The sequence below is a fragment of the Vibrio sp. qd031 genome (genome assembly GCF_002100145.1).
Classification (GTDB): Bacteria; Pseudomonadota; Gammaproteobacteria; order Enterobacterales; family Vibrionaceae; genus Vibrio.
Window position 1 is genome coordinate 320,581 of sequence record NZ_JXQD01000018.1, and the last position, 16,602, is coordinate 337,182.

A 16,602-nucleotide genomic window follows, 5' to 3' on the forward strand; every position below is an offset into this window, starting at 1 on the left:
CATGACTGCAAAAGAAGTTATATTTGCTGATGAATCGCGTCAAAAGATGCTTAATGGGGTAAACCTGCTGGCTGACGCCGTTAAGGTTACTTTAGGTCCTAAAGGTCGAAATGTTGTACTAGATAAGTCATTTGGAGCTCCAACCATCACAAAAGATGGGGTCTCTGTCGCGAAAGAAATCGAGCTTGAAGATAAGTTCGAGAACATGGGCGCACAAATGGTAAAGCAAGTCGCATCGAAAGCGAATGATGAAGCTGGTGATGGAACAACAACCGCAACGGTGTTGGCGCAATCTTTGATCAATGAGGGATTAAAGGCCGTCGCGTCGGGCATGAATCCAATGGATTTAAAGCGAGGTATAGATAAAGCAACGGAAGCTGCTGTAGAGAAACTTCGTGAGATATCTCAGCCTTGCAGTGACAAAGAGTCGATTACTCAAGTTGGCAGCATTTCAGCAAACAGCGATAGTTCGATTGGTGACATTATAGCGGAAGCGATGGATAAGGTTGGTCGCAATGGTGTCATTACGGTTGAAGAAGGTCAGGGCTTAGACAATGAGCTTGCGGTGGTTGAGGGTATGCAGTTTGATCGCGGGTATCTTTCTCCGTACTTCATCACCAATCAGGAGAGTGGCTCTGTAGAACTGGATAATCCTTATGTGCTTTTGGTGGATAAAAAGGTAAGCAATATTCGTGAGTTACTGCCTGTACTAGAAGAAGTCGCCAAACAGTCTAGATCGCTGCTTATTTTGGCTGAAGATATTGAAGGTGAAGCTTTAGCAACACTCGTCGTCAACAATATGCGTGGTATTGTTCGAACTGCTGCGGTCAAAGCCCCAGGGTTTGGTGATAACCGCAAAGCAATGATGGAAGATATTGCAGTCCTAACCGGTAGTACTCTGATTTGTGAAGACCTAGGTCATGAGCTTGAAAAGACTACGCTAGAGCAATTGGGTAGCGCAAAGAAAGTCACGATAACAAAAGATACAACCACAATTGTCGGTGGTGTAGCGAATGAACAGGTTATCAAAGACCGAGTTAGATCGATAGAAAATCAAATCGCATCATCCACTTCTCAATATGACAAAGAAAAGCTTCAACAGCGAATAGCGAAACTCTCAGGAGGTGTTGCCGTGATTAAAATTGGTGCTGCGACAGAAGTTGAAATGAAGGAGAAGAAAGATCGTGTCGATGATGCATTGCACGCAACAAGAGCTGCCGTGGAAGAAGGTATCGTTGCCGGGGGAGGCGTCGCTCTTGCTAAGATCAGCAAAGAGTTGGTTGACCTTGCTGGAGACAACGAAGACCAAAATGTCGGTATTAGAGTAGCGTTACGGGCGATGGAGGAACCACTTCGTCAAATTGCCACCAATGCGGGTGATGAAGCATCTGTCGTCGCGAACAATGTCAAAGCAGGTGATGTGAACCACGGCTTTAACGCGGCTACAGGAGAATACGGTGACATGTTTGAAATGGGTATTCTTGATCCGACAAAAGTTACGCGCTCGGCACTTCAATATGCGGCGTCTATAGCTGGATTAATGATTACAACTGAAGCTATGATTTCCGAACAAGTAAAAGATAAACAACCAATGGATCATATTTAGTAAAGAAACTAAGCGGGCAAGGAAGTCCGCTTAATTATTAGGTATAGATAATATGAACTCAAAGCTTTTTATTATTAAATGATCTTTCAATCATGCCAGTTATAAGGAGTTTTTATAAATTACAGCTTGAAAAAGGATTTATAAAATACTATAAAGTCATTGTAAAAGTTGTCTAGATAGAAACTTTTATATCTATTGTTTTTATTTTGTATTGCTTCTTATGGAGGATATATTATGAACTCAATCGACCTTACTCCACTATATCGAAATAGTGTAGGATTTGACCGCTTAGCATCACTGCTAGACCATGCGTTAACGAGTGAAACAACTGTTGGCGGTTACCCCCCATACAACATAGAAGTTCTTAGCGAGAACCGTTACGCCATTACATTGGCTGTAGCTGGCTTTGTGCAAGAAGAACTTGATATTCAAGTTGAGAAAGGCGTACTGACTGTGCGCGGCAATAAGAGCTCTGAACCGGAAAGCAAATATCTCTATCAAGGTATAGCCAACCGTACATTTGAGCGTAAATTTAACTTAGCAGATTATGTTGAAGTTACCGACGCAGATCTCTCCCATGGTTTATTAACTATTACTTTGGTTAAAGAAATTCCTGAAGAAATGAAGCCTAAATCTATCGCCATTAATCAAGGTGGTAATATTCTAGAGCATAAATCTGAAGGTAATGATGACCGTAAAGTTAATAAAAAATAACTAATTAGAGGGTGTATAGCGCACCCTCTGTATTATTGGTTATGAATGTTGCCTAAATTGGGAGGGTATTTTATGAACATTGAGAAACTAAATCCATGGAATTGGTTTAAACATAAAGAAGATTCAAGTAACCAAATCCCGCTATTTCAGAATGAAGCATTTTCTGAAGCTCGTACTAGTGGCACTACTTTAGTATCACCACAGCAAAGATCGCCTCTCCAACTACACGAAGAAATGGGCCGTATGTTTGATGACATATGGCAGTCACTAAGGATGCCAAGTTCTTCACACTTGTCCCGCGCCAGCTCATTGCTCATCAGTAACCCGCTGAGCGATAGATTACTCTTTGCAAATCGATCAAAACTTGATGTATCCGTCAGCGAGAATGAATATAAAATTTCAGTTGAGCTCCCTGGACTTTCAGAAAACGATATTCAAATTGAATTGAGTCCGAATACATTAATTGTGAAAGGGCAAATGAAGCAGGATAAAGAGTCTAAAGGTAAACAGTATTACTGCGTTGAACGTAGTATGGGTGCATTTCAACGTACCTTGTCTCTACCTGATGATGTAGATCAAGATGCAATCTCAGCAACGATGAAAAACGCTCTTCTGGTCATTAAACTCCCAAGAAAAACAACTGCAAGGAACAGCATCAAACGTGTCTCTATTTCGTCTTGAATAAGCTTAGAGGCAAGTTCTTTTCGTCAATTAACCCAATAAACTAGGGCAACGCGTGGTTAGTTTACATATGCATCTGAGCCACTACTATTTCATCCTCGGGAGGGAGGGGCATGACCAATCAAAGTTGCAATAACAAATTGCTGAACAACGTTCTTCTAATTTGTAAAACAAGTACAAGTACTGAAGGTTTCGCTAGGCTGTTCGACAGCTATAATTTTTCCGTGGACATTCGTCATGATAACCTGAAGGATATTGATTTTGGTCAGTATGGTGCGGTTGTACACATTACTAACTCCTCTAACTCCCTTACAGAGCTACTAGGCCGCAGAATCGAGTCAATAAAAGATGAGGAATGGATTCTAATTTCAGGTGATGATGAGGACTTGCATTGTACTGTTCAGTTGACTGTGCTCGCGTCTGAGGAACTGAAACTATACGTAAGAACGCTTTGGGCCAAGTTCAATATCACGTAAGTTTGTTATACCTCAACTTAGTTCTCCTCAGCAGGTTATTCTATATATCGTGCTCTATTAAGGGTACTCAGAAAATAAGATGATGTTACCTTATTTGTTTAAATTTTCTAACGGTATCTTCTTCAGGCACTGTTGTGAGCCTTGCCTGATTAAGTTTTGCAATACTAAAAGTTATTTGAAGGGCTGCTCGTTGCCCTAGCACCAACTCACTTCTGTCGTCCAAAAGCGAGTTAGGAAACGGTCAGTCTTTATGTGATCACCAAGCGATTCTGTCGTACCTTAATTACCAAGCGACTTTGTCATTGCAATAACTACCGAGGGATTTTGACGGGACTAAATTGGCTTACCTTTTAAAGTAATTAATTAAACTTTAGAAGGGGCTAAGGATGTTCTATATGGATTCTAAATCCCAGTTTACTGTCGATATCATTTGCAAAATTATCGAGGGTAAAATCAGTATCAATAGTGCCACTACCTTGCTCAATAAGTCTCGGCGAACTGTTGAACGTTATCTAAGCCGATATCGGAAAGAAGGTATTCGCTTCATCATTCATGGAAATCAGGGGCGTTCTCCAGTCAATAAGATCCCTGATTCGCTCAAGAAAGAAGTCCAAAGCCTCATACAAACTAAGTACTTCGATTTCAATTTGCAGCATCTCTCTGAAGTCCTCAAACAGAACGAAGGGATCGCTATTAAGCGTGAAACGTTACGCTCTTGGGCACACGATATCCATCATGTTAAACGTGCTAAGCGACGCAGAACTCGCGTCAGGAAGTATCGTGAGCGTATGGAGCTACCTGGATTAATGCTTCAAATGGATGGGAGCCCTCATCGCTGGTTTGGTGATGAGAAATCTTGTTTGATTGCTATGATTGATGACGCTACCAGTGATATTCACGCTCAATTTTTCCCCTCTGAGACCACCGAAGGCTGTATGAGGGTAATGAGAGCCTATATTGAGAAACGAGGGATATTTAAGACGCTCTACGTCGATAGAGCAGGTATCTTCAGTGGTCCCAAGCGAAGCAACTTCTCCCAGATGCAACGAGCTTGTGAGGAGCTTGGAATTGAAATTATCTTTGCTAACTCACCACAAGGAAAGGGACGCATTGAACGCTCATTCGATACCTTCCAAGATAGGCTTGTACTAGAACTACGACTGCACAACATTACCGATATGGAAGGCGCGAATCGTTATTTACAAGAAGAGTTCATACCCAATTATTGGGATGAAAATGTTCGTGTTCAGCCCAAAAGTTCACGGTCTGCCTTTAAGCGCTTACCGCCCGATTTAGACCTCAACAGCATCTGCGTACAGAAAGAGTATCGAACCATACGACGCGATCATACGTTTGGCTTTGGTAATAAAAGGTATATTATCGACTCGCCTATCCGCTATTCCATTGAAAACCAAAAAGTAGAGATTAGATGCCAGTTCGATGGCACATTCTCCGCCTATTTTGGGCACCGTAGGCTAGATATTACCGAGCTGGTTGAGCCTCGTAAATGCAGTGAATACGGTAAAGAGGTTCAGCGGAAAATAGAAGCCCTAGAGCTAGTAGAGCAGTTGGGTAGTATATCTAAAGCAGCCCGTATCCTTGGTTGTTCTCGCCAATCCCTTTACACCTATCAGAAAATAATGGCTGAGGAAGGACCTATGGGGCTGAAGCGGATCAATAAGCCCCTGAACCGCAGTAAGAATCGCATACCAGAGTATGCAGAAGACAAGATTATTGAGCTGACGTTGCAGAACCCACACCTGACTTTGATGCAACTCACGATGGAGCTAAAACAACACGATATCAATGTGAGTATTGGTACGATTAAAAAAAATCTGGAAGGAAGAAAACCTCAGCACTAGAGAACTTAGGATTAAAAAATCACAATCACTGAATATCGACGTGTAAGGCGAGAAGTGTCAATCCTGACTAGAATGTAAGAGCATGACAGAATCGGTTGGTACTTATCCCGTCAAGATCCCTCAGTAATGACAGTCAAGATCCCTCAGTAATGACAAAACGGTCAGTCTTTATTGTCACTCAATGGACTTCACGGGTCGAAATGAAGTGCGCAAATGATCAAACGTTGTTTCCTAACTCGTCAATTCTTCACATTTGCGATCCGGCATCATTTGCTGTCGACAGTGGTTGTAGCCATTAAAGGCTCACCACCAGCTTTGATGACGGTATCCTCGTACTCAGCTGTTTTTCGCCTCGTAAAAATTCCGAAACTCAGTGGGCGTCTTACCTGTCTCTTTTTTAAATGCTTTATAGAATGATGAGCGCGCATTAAAGCCAACTTCTAACGCAACATTGAGTACTGACTCTTTATTTTCGATGATTTTTGGTTTGGCGGTTTCGATACGCCATCGATTCACAAAATCGAAGAAGTTCGTTCCCATGGTTTCATTTAAGGTTTGGGATATATAATTTGGAGAAATTGCCACATGGCGCGCAAGTTTATGTAACGATAAACTTGAATCCAAATGCAATTGTTCTTGTTCCATAGTGGCATTTATTTTATCTGCAATTCGTTGAGCTTGATCACTACTAAGTGCAGAACGCTCATATTTGTTAACCGCTATTTTTTTAGCGGTTATGTTCGACTCTAATTCAGACTTATTACCGCCTTCTTGAACATTATTCCTATCAGGTTCGTCATCCATATAGCGACCGTCAAACCCTGGCTTTTGTCTTAGTCCCCAATAAGCTAAAGTCCAAACTAGAATCAATATTAATGTCAAACCAAATCTATACCCAAATAACGGATTATCTTGTACTAACGTCGAGACTAAACTTGCAAAGGAAAATAGCCAAGTCCCTGAGATAATAATTAATACCCAACTCAACCAACCCAGTTCACGTTGCTCATTACTTGCGAACAAATCCTTGAGCTGTTTTCGATAGCTCGATAGACGAATAATGATCCGAAACACATAGTACCCAGACTGCGCCAACCAAATTAACATCGCCACAAACATGCTTATGACGACGATAAGTGGGAATCCAGAATCGATATCCGCTCCATCGTTAAAAATGGCCTGGTGGATTTCTGGGGGTAAACTGAGGATTAACCCTGCGACAATCACACCAAAAATAAAGGGGAAAAGTTGAAGTGCGTGCCTAGTTTGTATCCGCCAAGGTATATCTGAAGTCAGTCCTTCAACATAGAGCCAAAACGCAGGGGCGAGTATCAGCCATGCTGGAAATATGGTGGCGACATAGGCCGCGCTCCATCCTGGTTTAAACAAAGAAACCGCTGGCCCTAACACAATGACGGCAGTCGCCAAAAAGAACACCGCCAACGGCAAATAGGTTTGGGTATGAAATGCGCGTATTAGAAACTGAGGGAAACAAAACCCTATTTGCCCAAGTATCACCATTGTAATCGCAAGCGCGACAAGATCGTCCAAGACCACTTCCCCTCATCCATAAGTTTCAATCAAGCGTTTAAACACAAGAATTGTACTGTCTCTTGGTCAATTAAAACACAAAAAAGTGTCCGCCCTTATAGTCTCGGACGACATCCGGGCCAATAACAGCAACACTTAGAGCCAATCGCTGGATTGTTACATCGACAAGACAATGTAGATGTACGAATCCATCGAGTAACACATAACACTAGTTTTATTGGCTCTTTAGAGTAGTAAAGCGCCACAATGTATAAGGAAATTTATCGTGAAAAATCTTCAAAAAATGGGCGGTGTTGCTGCTCTTTTACAAGCGACTTTGTACGTGTCAGCGTTCATTTATTTTGGTGCATTTTGGCGCTACCCGTCAGAGGGAAACGACTTACAAAAATTAGCGTTTCTGATAGAAAATCGGTCGAGCATCGCCATCGTAAATCTGTTTTTGTACGTCGTATTTGGCATTTTGTTAGCGGTGTTAGTCCTTACGCTTCACGAACGTTTGAAAAAAACGACCAATGCCCTATCACAAGCCGCCGCCGTCTTTGGGGTAATTTGGGTGGGCCTTGTCATTGCAAGTGGCATGATCGCAAACGTAGGGTTAAGCACCGTTGCCACATTATCTGCAAACTCTCCAGAGCAAGCTTGGTTGGTTTGGTTAGCCGTAGATACGGTTGCAGAAGGAATTGGTGGCGGAAACGAAATTGTTGGCGGTCTTTGGGTATTACTAATGAGTATTGCTGCGCTAAAAAGCCATGCTCTCTCTAAAAATCTTAACTATTTAGGCGTGTTTGTTGGGATTTGTGGAATATTCACGGTTTACCCTGCAGAAATACTAACTGTAATATTTGGATTGAGTCAGATTATTTGGTTCTTATGGCTAGGATTTAAACTATTAGCAAAGCCTTCATACCAGACAAAACATGCAGCCACTGTATAACACCAATTAATAGTTAGATTGTTTTGAGAGTGAGCACAAAAAGGGTATACGACTCCGTTTATTTTAATACTCAGTACAACCTATACTTTCAAAACTTCTAGCACTTACAGCTGTGCAATATATTCAATCAAGTCGATATCTTCACTCGTTAATAAGTATTATTAAAAACATAATACTAGACATATTAACCTACCGTGAAATTGCAGTAGCTAATAGCTAGTCAATTTATAAAAAATACGATTTAATTTTCTTTCTCAGCCACACATTAGCTGGATTTTTAAGGTCTCGGTTGTGTGCAGTCAGTCGATATTGAATTGCCGATGAGGTAAAGGGAGTGCTTAAAATTTGCACCTCGAATTTGTCCGCAAACATCGCGGCAATTCTACTCGACATTGCGGCGATACAATTACTGTTCGAAACCATAGACATTTGCGATACCAACGAAGTACATTCTGCCGCGACGAGTCGCTCTGCCATATCTTCGTCAGTAAAAAAGTCGGCCAATCTCGTCTTCTCTCTACGCAATCGTAACGTGATGTGCTTCTCCGCATAGTATTGTTCAACGCTGATCGTGTTTGTTATACGCGGATGACCGTTGCGCGCAATGATGCACATTTGATCGTCAAACAGCGGCTCAGTAAAAAACGAACGGTTCGATATTGCAGAAAACTCAATCGCCAAATCACCTCGACGCTGGTTAAGATCTTGCACCAACCTCTCCTCGTCCGAGTGAGTCGGTAACAGCTCAATGCTCACCTCTCCTAGCTGACTGTCTTGCTCAATTTTTGGTAGCAACATCAACATAACGGGTTCAGAGGTGTAGATAACAAAATGATGAGGAATGTCTGTAGTAAAACCCTCGAGCCCCTTAACAGCATTATTAATTTGGAAGAGTGCCGGCTCAATTTGAGTGATCAGCGTTTGGGCGTTACGAGTAGGCGCAATTCCGCGCCCAGAGCGAACAAACAGCTCGGTACCTAGCTGCGTTTGCAGGCGCTTTAACAGCCCACTGACACCGGGTTGAGTCATCCCCATCTCTTCGGCCGCAAGCGTGATTGATTTGTGCCGATACACAGTGGCAAACACTGTTAAAAGGTTAAGATCTAGATTACTAGCAGGCATAAACATAACAATTTGTAATGTATTAGATACAGTTTCATTTATATATTCATATATGTCAATCGTCTAAATTAGCCCTAAACCAGACTCCACTGCACTTATGAGGCTACTATGACATCGACTTTTAATCGCTCTGCACTTTCCCTTGCCGTAATCCTATCATTTAGCGTTTCTGCCAATGACTATGCATCGATCGACACTTATCAAGGCAAGCCAGCATCTAAGCACACAGCACAAGCCAATGCCAAACTTGCAACACAACTACCTTGGGAGGATACAACAGCCTTTGAACGCACTACCCGCGGTCTAATTGCTGAGTTTGGTACTCACCAAGCCGGTGAGCTTAAAAATCGATTCGAATACATGAGTGATATGTCAGTGGATGACCTACCCTCAACCGTAAACCCGTCTATCTGGCGACAAGGGATGCTGAACTACGCCGCAGGCGGGCTTTACGAGGTCACCGATGGCGTCTATCAGATCCGTGGTGCCGACTTGTCTAATATGACGATTTATCGCACCGACAACGGCTATGTGATCCACGATCCGCTGCTGTCAAAAGAAGCCGCGCAAGCATCATGGGAGTTCGCGAAACAACATCTCCCTGCCATCAATGGAGAGCACAGAATCACCGGCATGATTTACTCTCACATGCATGCGGATCATTTTGGTGGCTCTCGCGGAGTGTTTGAGTCGGGCGACTTCGATGAAAATGCCAAAATTTACGCGCCTAAAGACTTCATCAAAGAGCTTGCGGACGAGAACGTGATCGCTGGTACTGCTATGGGTCGCCGCGCCAACTACCAATATGGCACGACACTCAATAACGACACCAAAGGCATCGTCGACAACGCTTTGGGCCTTGGCACGTCAAAAGGGACAGTCACCCTAGTGGCTCCAACCGATGAGATCCAAGAGCGAGAAAAAACCATCACCATCGACGGCCTTGAGTTTCACGCTATCAATATGCCAGGTGCCGAAGCACCCGCAGAAATTGTGTTGTACGTACCAAAATACCGCTCATTAAACACTGCAGAACTTACTTACGACGGCATGCACAATATCTACACCTTCCGCGGCGCTAAAGTACGTGACGCTTTAGTGTGGACCAAGTATCTCACCGAGCTTAAGCTTCGCTATGTCGACAGTGGACTGGTAGACAATATTCACGCAGCGCACTCAGCGCCCGTATGGAACGAAACGGATACCGACGTAAATGAAATCTCTGAATATATGACTCTGCAAAGAGACAATTACGGCTTTATTCACAACCAAGCAATGCGTCTCGCCAATCACGGTGTCACCATTCATGATGTCGGCCGCGAAATCGAAAAAATCATTCCGCAATCTCAGCTCGATACGTGGCACACCAACGGGTATCACGGCTCGTACAGCCACAATGCTCGTGCCGTGGTTAACCTTTACCTTGGTTATCATGACATGAACCCAGTCAACACCAACCCATTGCAGTCAAAAGACAAAGCTTGTGTCTATGTGCAAGCTGCCGGTGCGGACGTGCTATTTGACGCGGGTATGAATCATTTTGAGCAAGGTGATTACCAACAGGCGTCACAACTGTTTAACGATCTGGTACTGTGCGATCCAAACAACATAGACTACCGCTTTGCCCTAGCCGACAGCTTTGAGCAGCAAGGCTATCAATCGGAGACAATGGCTTGGAGAAACAGCTACCTACAAGGCGCGGCTGAGCTTCGCACCGGCACCATACAACCGTCAATTAAGCTCGCGTCTGCAGATGTCATTGCCAATACCCCAACAGGCATGTTCTTAGACTTTATTGCGGTAAGCCTTAACGCAACTAAGGCCGAACAAGCGGCTCTTAACTTTAATTTGGGCGTCACTCACCCTGACATTGAACAGCGTTTTTATGCGGAAGTTTCGAACGCCAACATGTCTAACATCGAAGTGAATGAAATGCCGAATGTAGACGTGGAACTGATCATTGATAAGGCTGAATTTACAAACTTGGTACTAGGCGAAACAACCCTAGAACAGTTGTTAAAAGCAGACAAAGCTCAGGTGAAAGGCAATCTACAGTTGATTAATCAGCTTGGCGCAGCCTTAGACGAGTTTGATGGGCTATTTGAAATACTACCTATGCCAACCAAATAATTTCACCATTGGGGTTAAGCACTTTGCTTAACCCCTAATCGTCGATTCCATCTATTGATTGTTCTAGAATATTCGAAAAAATACTGCAACCACACCACTATCGAACACACAAACCATCAATGATCTTCTGCAAAAATTGATGACTGTCCTGTTTCATCTGCGCCGACGTTTGTTCGTCATTGGCAATGATGATGCTGCAATATCCATGCAAAGCGCACCAAACGTACCTCGCTTGCAACAGCGTATCTTCCGCTAAGAAAGCCCCTTGCTGTTGGCAAAAGGCTAACATTTGCTGCAAAAAATTAAACGTCGCATCAGACTCTTGTTTAAGCTGTGCATTGTCGCTTCTAAGCAAGCCACTTGAGCCAAACATGAGCAAATAGTACTCAGGGTAATCGCAAGAAAAATTAATGTAGCTATGCCCTACTGCCACAAATCGCTCGACGGGTGATTGGTCCGAATGTTCATCCCACACTTGCTGCATTGATGTGCCAAAAATGAGGTAACCTTGCTTAGCTATCGCACATAATAGCTCGTCTTTGTCTTTAAAATGCCGATAAGGTGCTGTGCGCGATACATTGAGTGTCGACGAAACACCTCGAATAGTTAGCGCATCAACGCCCTCTTTTTTAACCACCTCTGTTGCTACTCTAATCAATTCTCGCCTAAGATCACCGTGATGATAGGTATTGGATTCCACGCGCATTACACCTTGTTACATATGCCTAAATATTATCTTGTCAGATCATGTTGACGCCGTCAACTTTGAGGGCTACCATTTCCCATGTAGACACCGTCAACATAAAGGAATATCCATGAGTGCTTCAAAATTTCGACAAATATCTAGACTGATACATCTTGCTATGGCTGCTATCTTAGGCACCTATATTTACTCGCCTTGGGGCGCTAACCCTATATTTGCAAACTTTATAATGTGGTTCGCGATCCCTGTTGTGAGCGTCACAGGAGTTATGATGTGGAAACAAGGTGTGGTGATGAAGGCACTTAAAAACCGTCTTACTCCAGTCAAAGCAGACCGCTAATTATTGCTTTATGCTGTAATCGTTGTTTGAGCGCATTAAGTGAAATCAAAAAAACCAGCACTCTAGTACTGGTTTTTTAATTGATCTTGTATAGCGACTATACAGTTACTCCGCAACCAGTTTGGTCAACTCCTCTCCCAAATAGGCAATATTACTACCCGGTACAGGATACAACTGTGCACTTCGCCCTTGGCCATCGTCATTATCTGCTAACGCGATATTCCACTGAATAGCTTCACCTGAGTTCACTGGTGTATCTAACTCGATACCAAAGAACAACTGAGACCCATCTGCACTCCATTCTGCAAAATAACCACCAGAGTAATGCACCGATTCAAAGTCTTGGCCAACGACAGATCTAAACTGCGTCATCGTGTTGTCACCGCGCTGAACGAACACTTCCACATTATCGTTTTGGTAGCTCTGCTCCATGTTAGTGACGGTTTTATCATCGTTGCGGTTTACCACACCATAGAGCCAGTTTTGGTGATAGCCTACTTGCCAGCTTCCCGAAACATCGCTTTGACTAGGCGGCGACATATCCGCTTGATTGAGCTGATTAAAGGCGAACGAATAGTGATAGCCTTGATCCCATGCGGAGTCGGCCGCTCCCGATGGCATGTCGTTAAGACGACTCATCTTAAATGGAGCTGGCGCCGAAACAGGTGACGACGCGACGACCGCATTTTGGCCATTCATAAACAGCTCACCAAACTCTTCGCCTTGCCACCCAATATTTGTGCCTGTTAACGGGTAAAGCTGCGCATGACGTCCGCCAGACTCAGTGTTTTTGTCGTTATCCGACAGCGCTATATTAAAGCCAATGGTTTCGCCCACTAAATCTTGTACGCCATCAAACTCGATCTCAAAATCAAACTGAGTACCATCACGGTTCCATTCGCCTTTTGCCTTGCCAGGAAAGCCCAACGGTGCAAAGTCTTGTCCTACCACTGCGCGAAATTGCCAAAACCCACCACCAACGCGAATAAACACCTCAACGTTGTCGTTTTCCCACGCTTGCGCATGATCGACAACGGTTTTGTTGTCTTTTCGCAGCACTCGACCTATTAACTGGTTGTTGTGATAACCAACCGCCCATTTGCCTTCGGTCGTCGTAGACGCTGGCAATTGTTGTTGTTTACCACCAAGTTGATTATATGCAAACGGGTAGTACACCACTTCTTGCTCGTTAAACTTCGCACTACTTAATGGTTTAGCATTGAACGGTTGAACAAATCGACCGACTTTAGATAGATCGGTAGCCGGTTCATAACCAAAGTTACCTGTCGCAGCGTCGAGCAATACATTACTGACTGCGGCATACGCAGGTTTAGGTTGATAATCGGTATCAAACATTAACGCACGACCATAGCCTGTAAACCAACTTGGGATCCATGAATACTGATCGCTGACGCCCCATGTAGTGATCATGTCGACTTCTGGATAGAACGCTGCCAATTTTGCAAGCATCTCGTAACGGTTCGCTTGGTCGAGTAAAGCCGAGTCTCCATTCCCATCGCGAATTCGAACGTCAATTTCAGTGAAGTGAGTATCTAAACCTAGCTCGGACAAACGTTCGATGTTTCGAGCAATAGACACATCGCTTATCTGGTGCTCAACGGTTAAATGAAGCTGGGTGCCTACACCATGAATCGGCACTCCTTTGTCGAGCAGCTTTTTCATATGACGGTACACTGCATTCGATTTTGCGGTCATGCCTTCGGTGGAGTAATCGTTATAAAACAGTACTGCATCAGGATCCGCTTCATGGGCCCAGCGAAACGCCATTTCTAAGTAGTCTTCGCCAAGCGCTTCGTACCATAAAGTGTTTCTAAATCCACCTTGGTCATCAAAGGCTTCATTAACCACATCCCAATACATCACACGGCCTTTGTAGTGACCAACTACCGTCTTGATATGATTTTCAAGCACGGCAGCAAGCTCGTCTTTGCTCCACGACGTGTTCTCTAACCACTCTGGGTTTTGAATATGCCAAACCAGTGCGTGGCCTTTCACTACCATGTCGTTTTGCTCAGCAAACTCTACCAATTTATCGGACGCTGCGAAATCAAACTGTCCACGCTGCGGCTGCACGTACTTAAACTTCATCTCGTTTTCAGGTGTGAGCTGAGAGAACTCACGCACAAAAGTGTCACGAAACTGCTGATTGTCTAGATGTCGAGTTTCTAGCGCCGCACCGACAGAAAGATTAATCATGTCGCCAAGCTGTCTTAACGGTAAATCAGAACGGATCACGACATCTAACGGATCGCTGTTTGCTGCAAGAGCAGAGGCAGAATCGTTGGTGGTTGTACAGCCTGTCACAAGGGCTGTGGCCATCACCGCAGTCAGGCTGGACAGTAGAGTTTTATTCATTTCACATCCTTATATTTTTATTATCTAGTTGACGAACAATATTTATTAAAAGCGCAGTGATAACAATGGGTCTATTTGGTAATGAAATTATGACTTTTGATAAATTAATAAAATTGTGAGTTGGGCGTTTTCTAAATATAAAAAAATCCCGCAATCAATATTGCGGGATCTTAATTAACATTAACCTTTAACGGCTCCGGATGTTAATCCGTCAATCAATCTTCTAGAGGCCATAATAAATAGGATCAGCAGTGGCAGTACGGCAATCGCAGCACCCATAGAGACTGCGCCCCACGGTACCTGTCCTGTCCCTTGAAGAGCGCGTAGCGCAAGCGGTATGGTGAACTTTTTCATGTCACTCATGACCACCAACGGCCCCATAAAGTTGTTCCAAGTACCAATGAAGGTAATCAGTCCAAGCGTACCAAACGCAGGTAGAATCAGTGGCACGATTACGCGGTAATAGATTTTGAATTCTCGACACCCATCCATTCTCGCCGCTTCCACGAGCTCTTTAGGAATCGAGCTTGAGATGAACTGACGCATCATGAATATCCCCATTGCACCACACGCTGCCGGTACAATTAGCGCTTTAGGATCATTCATCCAACCGATGGTCGACATGATCATTGCAGTAGGGATCATACCTAAAAACGGAGGCAACAACATGGTTGCCATAATCCCAACGAAGAGCAGGTTCTTGTACTTAAAGTCAAACATCGCAAACGCGTAGCCAGCTAACGAACAGAACAAAAGGTTCAGCGCCGTCACCACGATGGCAATGTATAAACTGAGTGCCAAGTTATTCCAAAAGTATGGCAAAAATTCTAATAGGGTTTTAAAGTTCTCGACCAAATACTCGCCAATAAATATCGGTGGTGGCACCGACAAAATACCGGTATTGGAGTGAGAAGAAAATATAAACATGAAATAAAACGGTGCGAGCATAATAACTGCGCCTAGCGCAACAATAATGTAAGCAATTAATTTATCTTTCTGGATCATTTTTTTCTTTTTAGGCGTTGCGGTCACCGAATCGTTTTCAATGACACTGGTATTGGTTACGTTGCTCATTGGTTGTCTCCCCCCAGCAATTTGTTGTTCACCCAGGTCAACCCAGCGATGATCATAAACAGTATCCACGAGATGGCCGACGCGGTACCAAAATCACTTTCAACAAAGGCAGTAATGTACATATGCATCGCAGCTGTTTTACCCGCTTGATCGATACCACCTGTACCGCCGGTAATGATGAACGGTTCTTCAAACAGTTGTAGGTTACCAATGATGGTGAGTGTCACTGCAAAGAAGGCCATTGGTTTTAGCATTGGCAGTGTGATGTACCAAAACTGCTTGTATCGGCTCGCGCCATCAATAGTGGCCGCTTCGTAAATGTCCTTGGGAATGGTTTGCAGAGCCGAGAGGTAAAGCACCGTATTCCAGCCCACAAAACGCCAAAACACCACAAACGAAATCATATCTTTGGTATAAGCCGGACGACTCCAGTCAATGTTTTCTGTTGGGAATAACCAAGCTAGAACTTTCGCATCACCAATTTGGAAGTTACCCAGTGAGGTAAGCACTTGGTTAATCATGCCAAAATCACGAGAAAATAGCGTAGTGAAGACAAGCGAGATCGCCACAGTCGATGTGATGTATGGAACAAAGTAGATCCCAATGACCGTATTGCGCATCTTGCTAAAACTAGTGTGAATAAAAAACGCCAGCGGTAAGGCCACAGCATGTTGTGGAATACCCGATTTAAGCGCTATGACAAAGGTGTTGTAAATAGACTTTTGAAACCATTCATCTTCAAGTGCGAAGACGTAGTTTTCTATACCGACCCACTCCATCGCAGCAAGTCCTGCTGCTGGCTCCCAATAATGGAAAGAAAGATAGAGCGAAAACAGCAATGGGAATAATCCAAACACTCCAAAAATTAGAAAAAACGGACTCACAAAGAGATAAGGGGCAATCTTATTGCCTTTACGAAGCCAAAAATTACCTTTTCGCTGGTTTGATGGCTTGCGTGTATTTGAGGGGACGGTAATTGAACTCATTTTCGACTCTCGACTGTCAAAGTCGGGTTAGGGTTGCCCCTAACCCG

Annotated in this window: 12 protein-coding genes and 1 pseudogene; 7 read left to right on the forward strand and 6 right to left on the reverse strand. The window is 43.7% G+C overall.

Annotated elements, in window-relative coordinates; genetic code table 11:
- Window position 1: 1 nt before the first annotated feature.
- The 4 genes and pseudogenes from groL to ST37_RS07365 all read left to right on the forward strand — a co-directional run bounded on the left by groL (window position 2) and on the right by ST37_RS07365 (window position 5,385).
- Window positions 2-1,606 carry a chaperonin GroEL gene (gene groL / locus ST37_RS07345; RefSeq protein ID WP_084885036.1) on the forward strand — a complete coding sequence of 535 codons (1,605 nt, stop codon included), beginning with the start codon at window positions 2-4 and terminating at the stop codon, window positions 1,604-1,606.
- Between the two features lie 234 nt (window positions 1,607-1,840).
- Window positions 1,841-2,320, forward strand: coding sequence for an Hsp20 family protein (locus ST37_RS07350; RefSeq protein ID WP_172400947.1), 480 nt, complete (start codon window positions 1,841-1,843; stop codon window positions 2,318-2,320).
- 72 nt (window positions 2,321-2,392) lie between these two features.
- Window positions 2,393-3,001, forward strand: a complete 609-nt coding sequence (locus tag ST37_RS07355) for an Hsp20/alpha crystallin family protein (RefSeq protein ID WP_172400948.1) — start codon at window positions 2,393-2,395, stop codon at window positions 2,999-3,001.
- Between the two features lie 862 nt (window positions 3,002-3,863).
- Window positions 3,864-5,385: pseudogene (locus ST37_RS07365) on the forward strand (ISNCY family transposase).
- 290 nt (window positions 5,386-5,675) lie between these two features.
- On the opposite strand, the gene ST37_RS07370 reads toward ST37_RS07365, so the two are convergent.
- Window positions 5,676-6,890 carry an AraC family transcriptional regulator gene (locus tag ST37_RS07370; protein WP_143698147.1) on the reverse strand — a complete coding sequence of 405 codons (1,215 nt, stop codon included), beginning with the start codon at window positions 6,888-6,890 and terminating at the stop codon, window positions 5,676-5,678.
- A gap of 265 nt (window positions 6,891-7,155) precedes the next feature.
- Here ST37_RS07370 and ST37_RS07375 point away from each other — a divergent pair, with 265 nt between their 5' ends.
- On the forward strand, window positions 7,156-7,824 hold the full coding sequence (locus ST37_RS07375; RefSeq protein ID WP_084885044.1) for a DUF4386 family protein: 669 nt from the start codon (window positions 7,156-7,158) through the stop codon (window positions 7,822-7,824).
- 225 nt (window positions 7,825-8,049) lie between these two features.
- On the opposite strand, the gene ST37_RS07380 is transcribed toward ST37_RS07375, so the two are convergent.
- Complete coding sequence (locus ST37_RS07380; protein WP_084885252.1) at window positions 8,050-8,946, reverse strand: LysR family transcriptional regulator; 897 nt, start codon at window positions 8,944-8,946, stop codon at window positions 8,050-8,052.
- A gap of 108 nt (window positions 8,947-9,054) precedes the next feature.
- On the opposite strand from ST37_RS07380, the gene ST37_RS07385 reads away from it, so the two are divergent.
- Window positions 9,055-11,076 (forward strand): alkyl sulfatase dimerization domain-containing protein, encoded by a 2,022-nt coding sequence (locus ST37_RS07385; RefSeq protein WP_084885046.1) that lies wholly within the window; start codon window positions 9,055-9,057, stop codon window positions 11,074-11,076.
- 97 nt (window positions 11,077-11,173) lie between these two features.
- Here the strand turns inward: ST37_RS07385 and ST37_RS07390 are convergent, their stop codons facing one another.
- Window positions 11,174-11,776: a TetR/AcrR family transcriptional regulator gene (locus ST37_RS07390; protein WP_172400949.1), complete on the reverse strand. Its 603-nt coding sequence runs from the start codon at window positions 11,774-11,776 to the stop codon at window positions 11,174-11,176.
- 115 nt (window positions 11,777-11,891) lie between these two features.
- Between ST37_RS07390 and ST37_RS07395 the strand changes: the two genes are divergently transcribed.
- Complete coding sequence (locus ST37_RS07395) at window positions 11,892-12,119, forward strand: hypothetical protein (RefSeq protein ID WP_084885049.1); 228 nt, start codon at window positions 11,892-11,894, stop codon at window positions 12,117-12,119.
- A gap of 105 nt (window positions 12,120-12,224) precedes the next feature.
- On the opposite strand, the gene ST37_RS07400 is transcribed toward ST37_RS07395, so the two are convergent.
- The 3 genes from ST37_RS07400 to ST37_RS07410 form a co-directional block, all read right to left on the reverse strand.
- On the reverse strand, window positions 12,225-14,495 hold the full coding sequence (locus tag ST37_RS07400; RefSeq protein WP_084885051.1) for an endo-1,4-beta-xylanase: 2,271 nt from the start codon (window positions 14,493-14,495) through the stop codon (window positions 12,225-12,227).
- 180 nt (window positions 14,496-14,675) lie between these two features.
- Complete coding sequence (locus ST37_RS07405) at window positions 14,676-15,569, reverse strand: carbohydrate ABC transporter permease (protein WP_236009695.1); 894 nt, start codon at window positions 15,567-15,569, stop codon at window positions 14,676-14,678.
- Complete coding sequence (locus ST37_RS07410; protein WP_084885052.1) at window positions 15,566-16,555, reverse strand: sugar ABC transporter permease; 990 nt, start codon at window positions 16,553-16,555, stop codon at window positions 15,566-15,568. Before ST37_RS07410 ends, ST37_RS07405 begins: the two co-directional genes overlap by 4 nt.
- Window positions 16,556-16,602: the final 47 nt, after the last annotated feature.

Bases quoted from the DNA above. Each gene is read 5' to 3' on its own strand.
- groL (WP_084885036.1), top strand. From the start codon at position 2: ATGACTGCAAAAGAAGTTATATTTGCTGATGAATCGCGTCAAAAGATG.
- ST37_RS07350 (WP_172400947.1), top strand. From the start codon at position 1,841: ATGAACTCAATCGACCTTACTCCACTATATCGAAATAGTGTAGGATTT.
- ST37_RS07355 (WP_172400948.1), top strand. From the start codon at position 2,393: ATGAACATTGAGAAACTAAATCCATGGAATTGGTTTAAACATAAAGAA.
- ST37_RS07380 (WP_084885252.1), bottom strand. From the start codon at position 8,946: ATGCCTGCTAGTAATCTAGATCTTAACCTTTTAACAGTGTTTGCCACT.
- ST37_RS07385 (WP_084885046.1), top strand. From the start codon at position 9,055: ATGACATCGACTTTTAATCGCTCTGCACTTTCCCTTGCCGTAATCCTA.
- ST37_RS07395 (WP_084885049.1), top strand. From the start codon at position 11,892: ATGAGTGCTTCAAAATTTCGACAAATATCTAGACTGATACATCTTGCT.
- ST37_RS07400 (WP_084885051.1), bottom strand. From the start codon at position 14,495: ATGAATAAAACTCTACTGTCCAGCCTGACTGCGGTGATGGCCACAGCC.
- ST37_RS07405 (WP_236009695.1), bottom strand. From the start codon at position 15,569: ATGAGCAACGTAACCAATACCAGTGTCATTGAAAACGATTCGGTGACC.
- ST37_RS07410 (WP_084885052.1), bottom strand. From the start codon at position 16,555: ATGAGTTCAATTACCGTCCCCTCAAATACACGCAAGCCATCAAACCAG.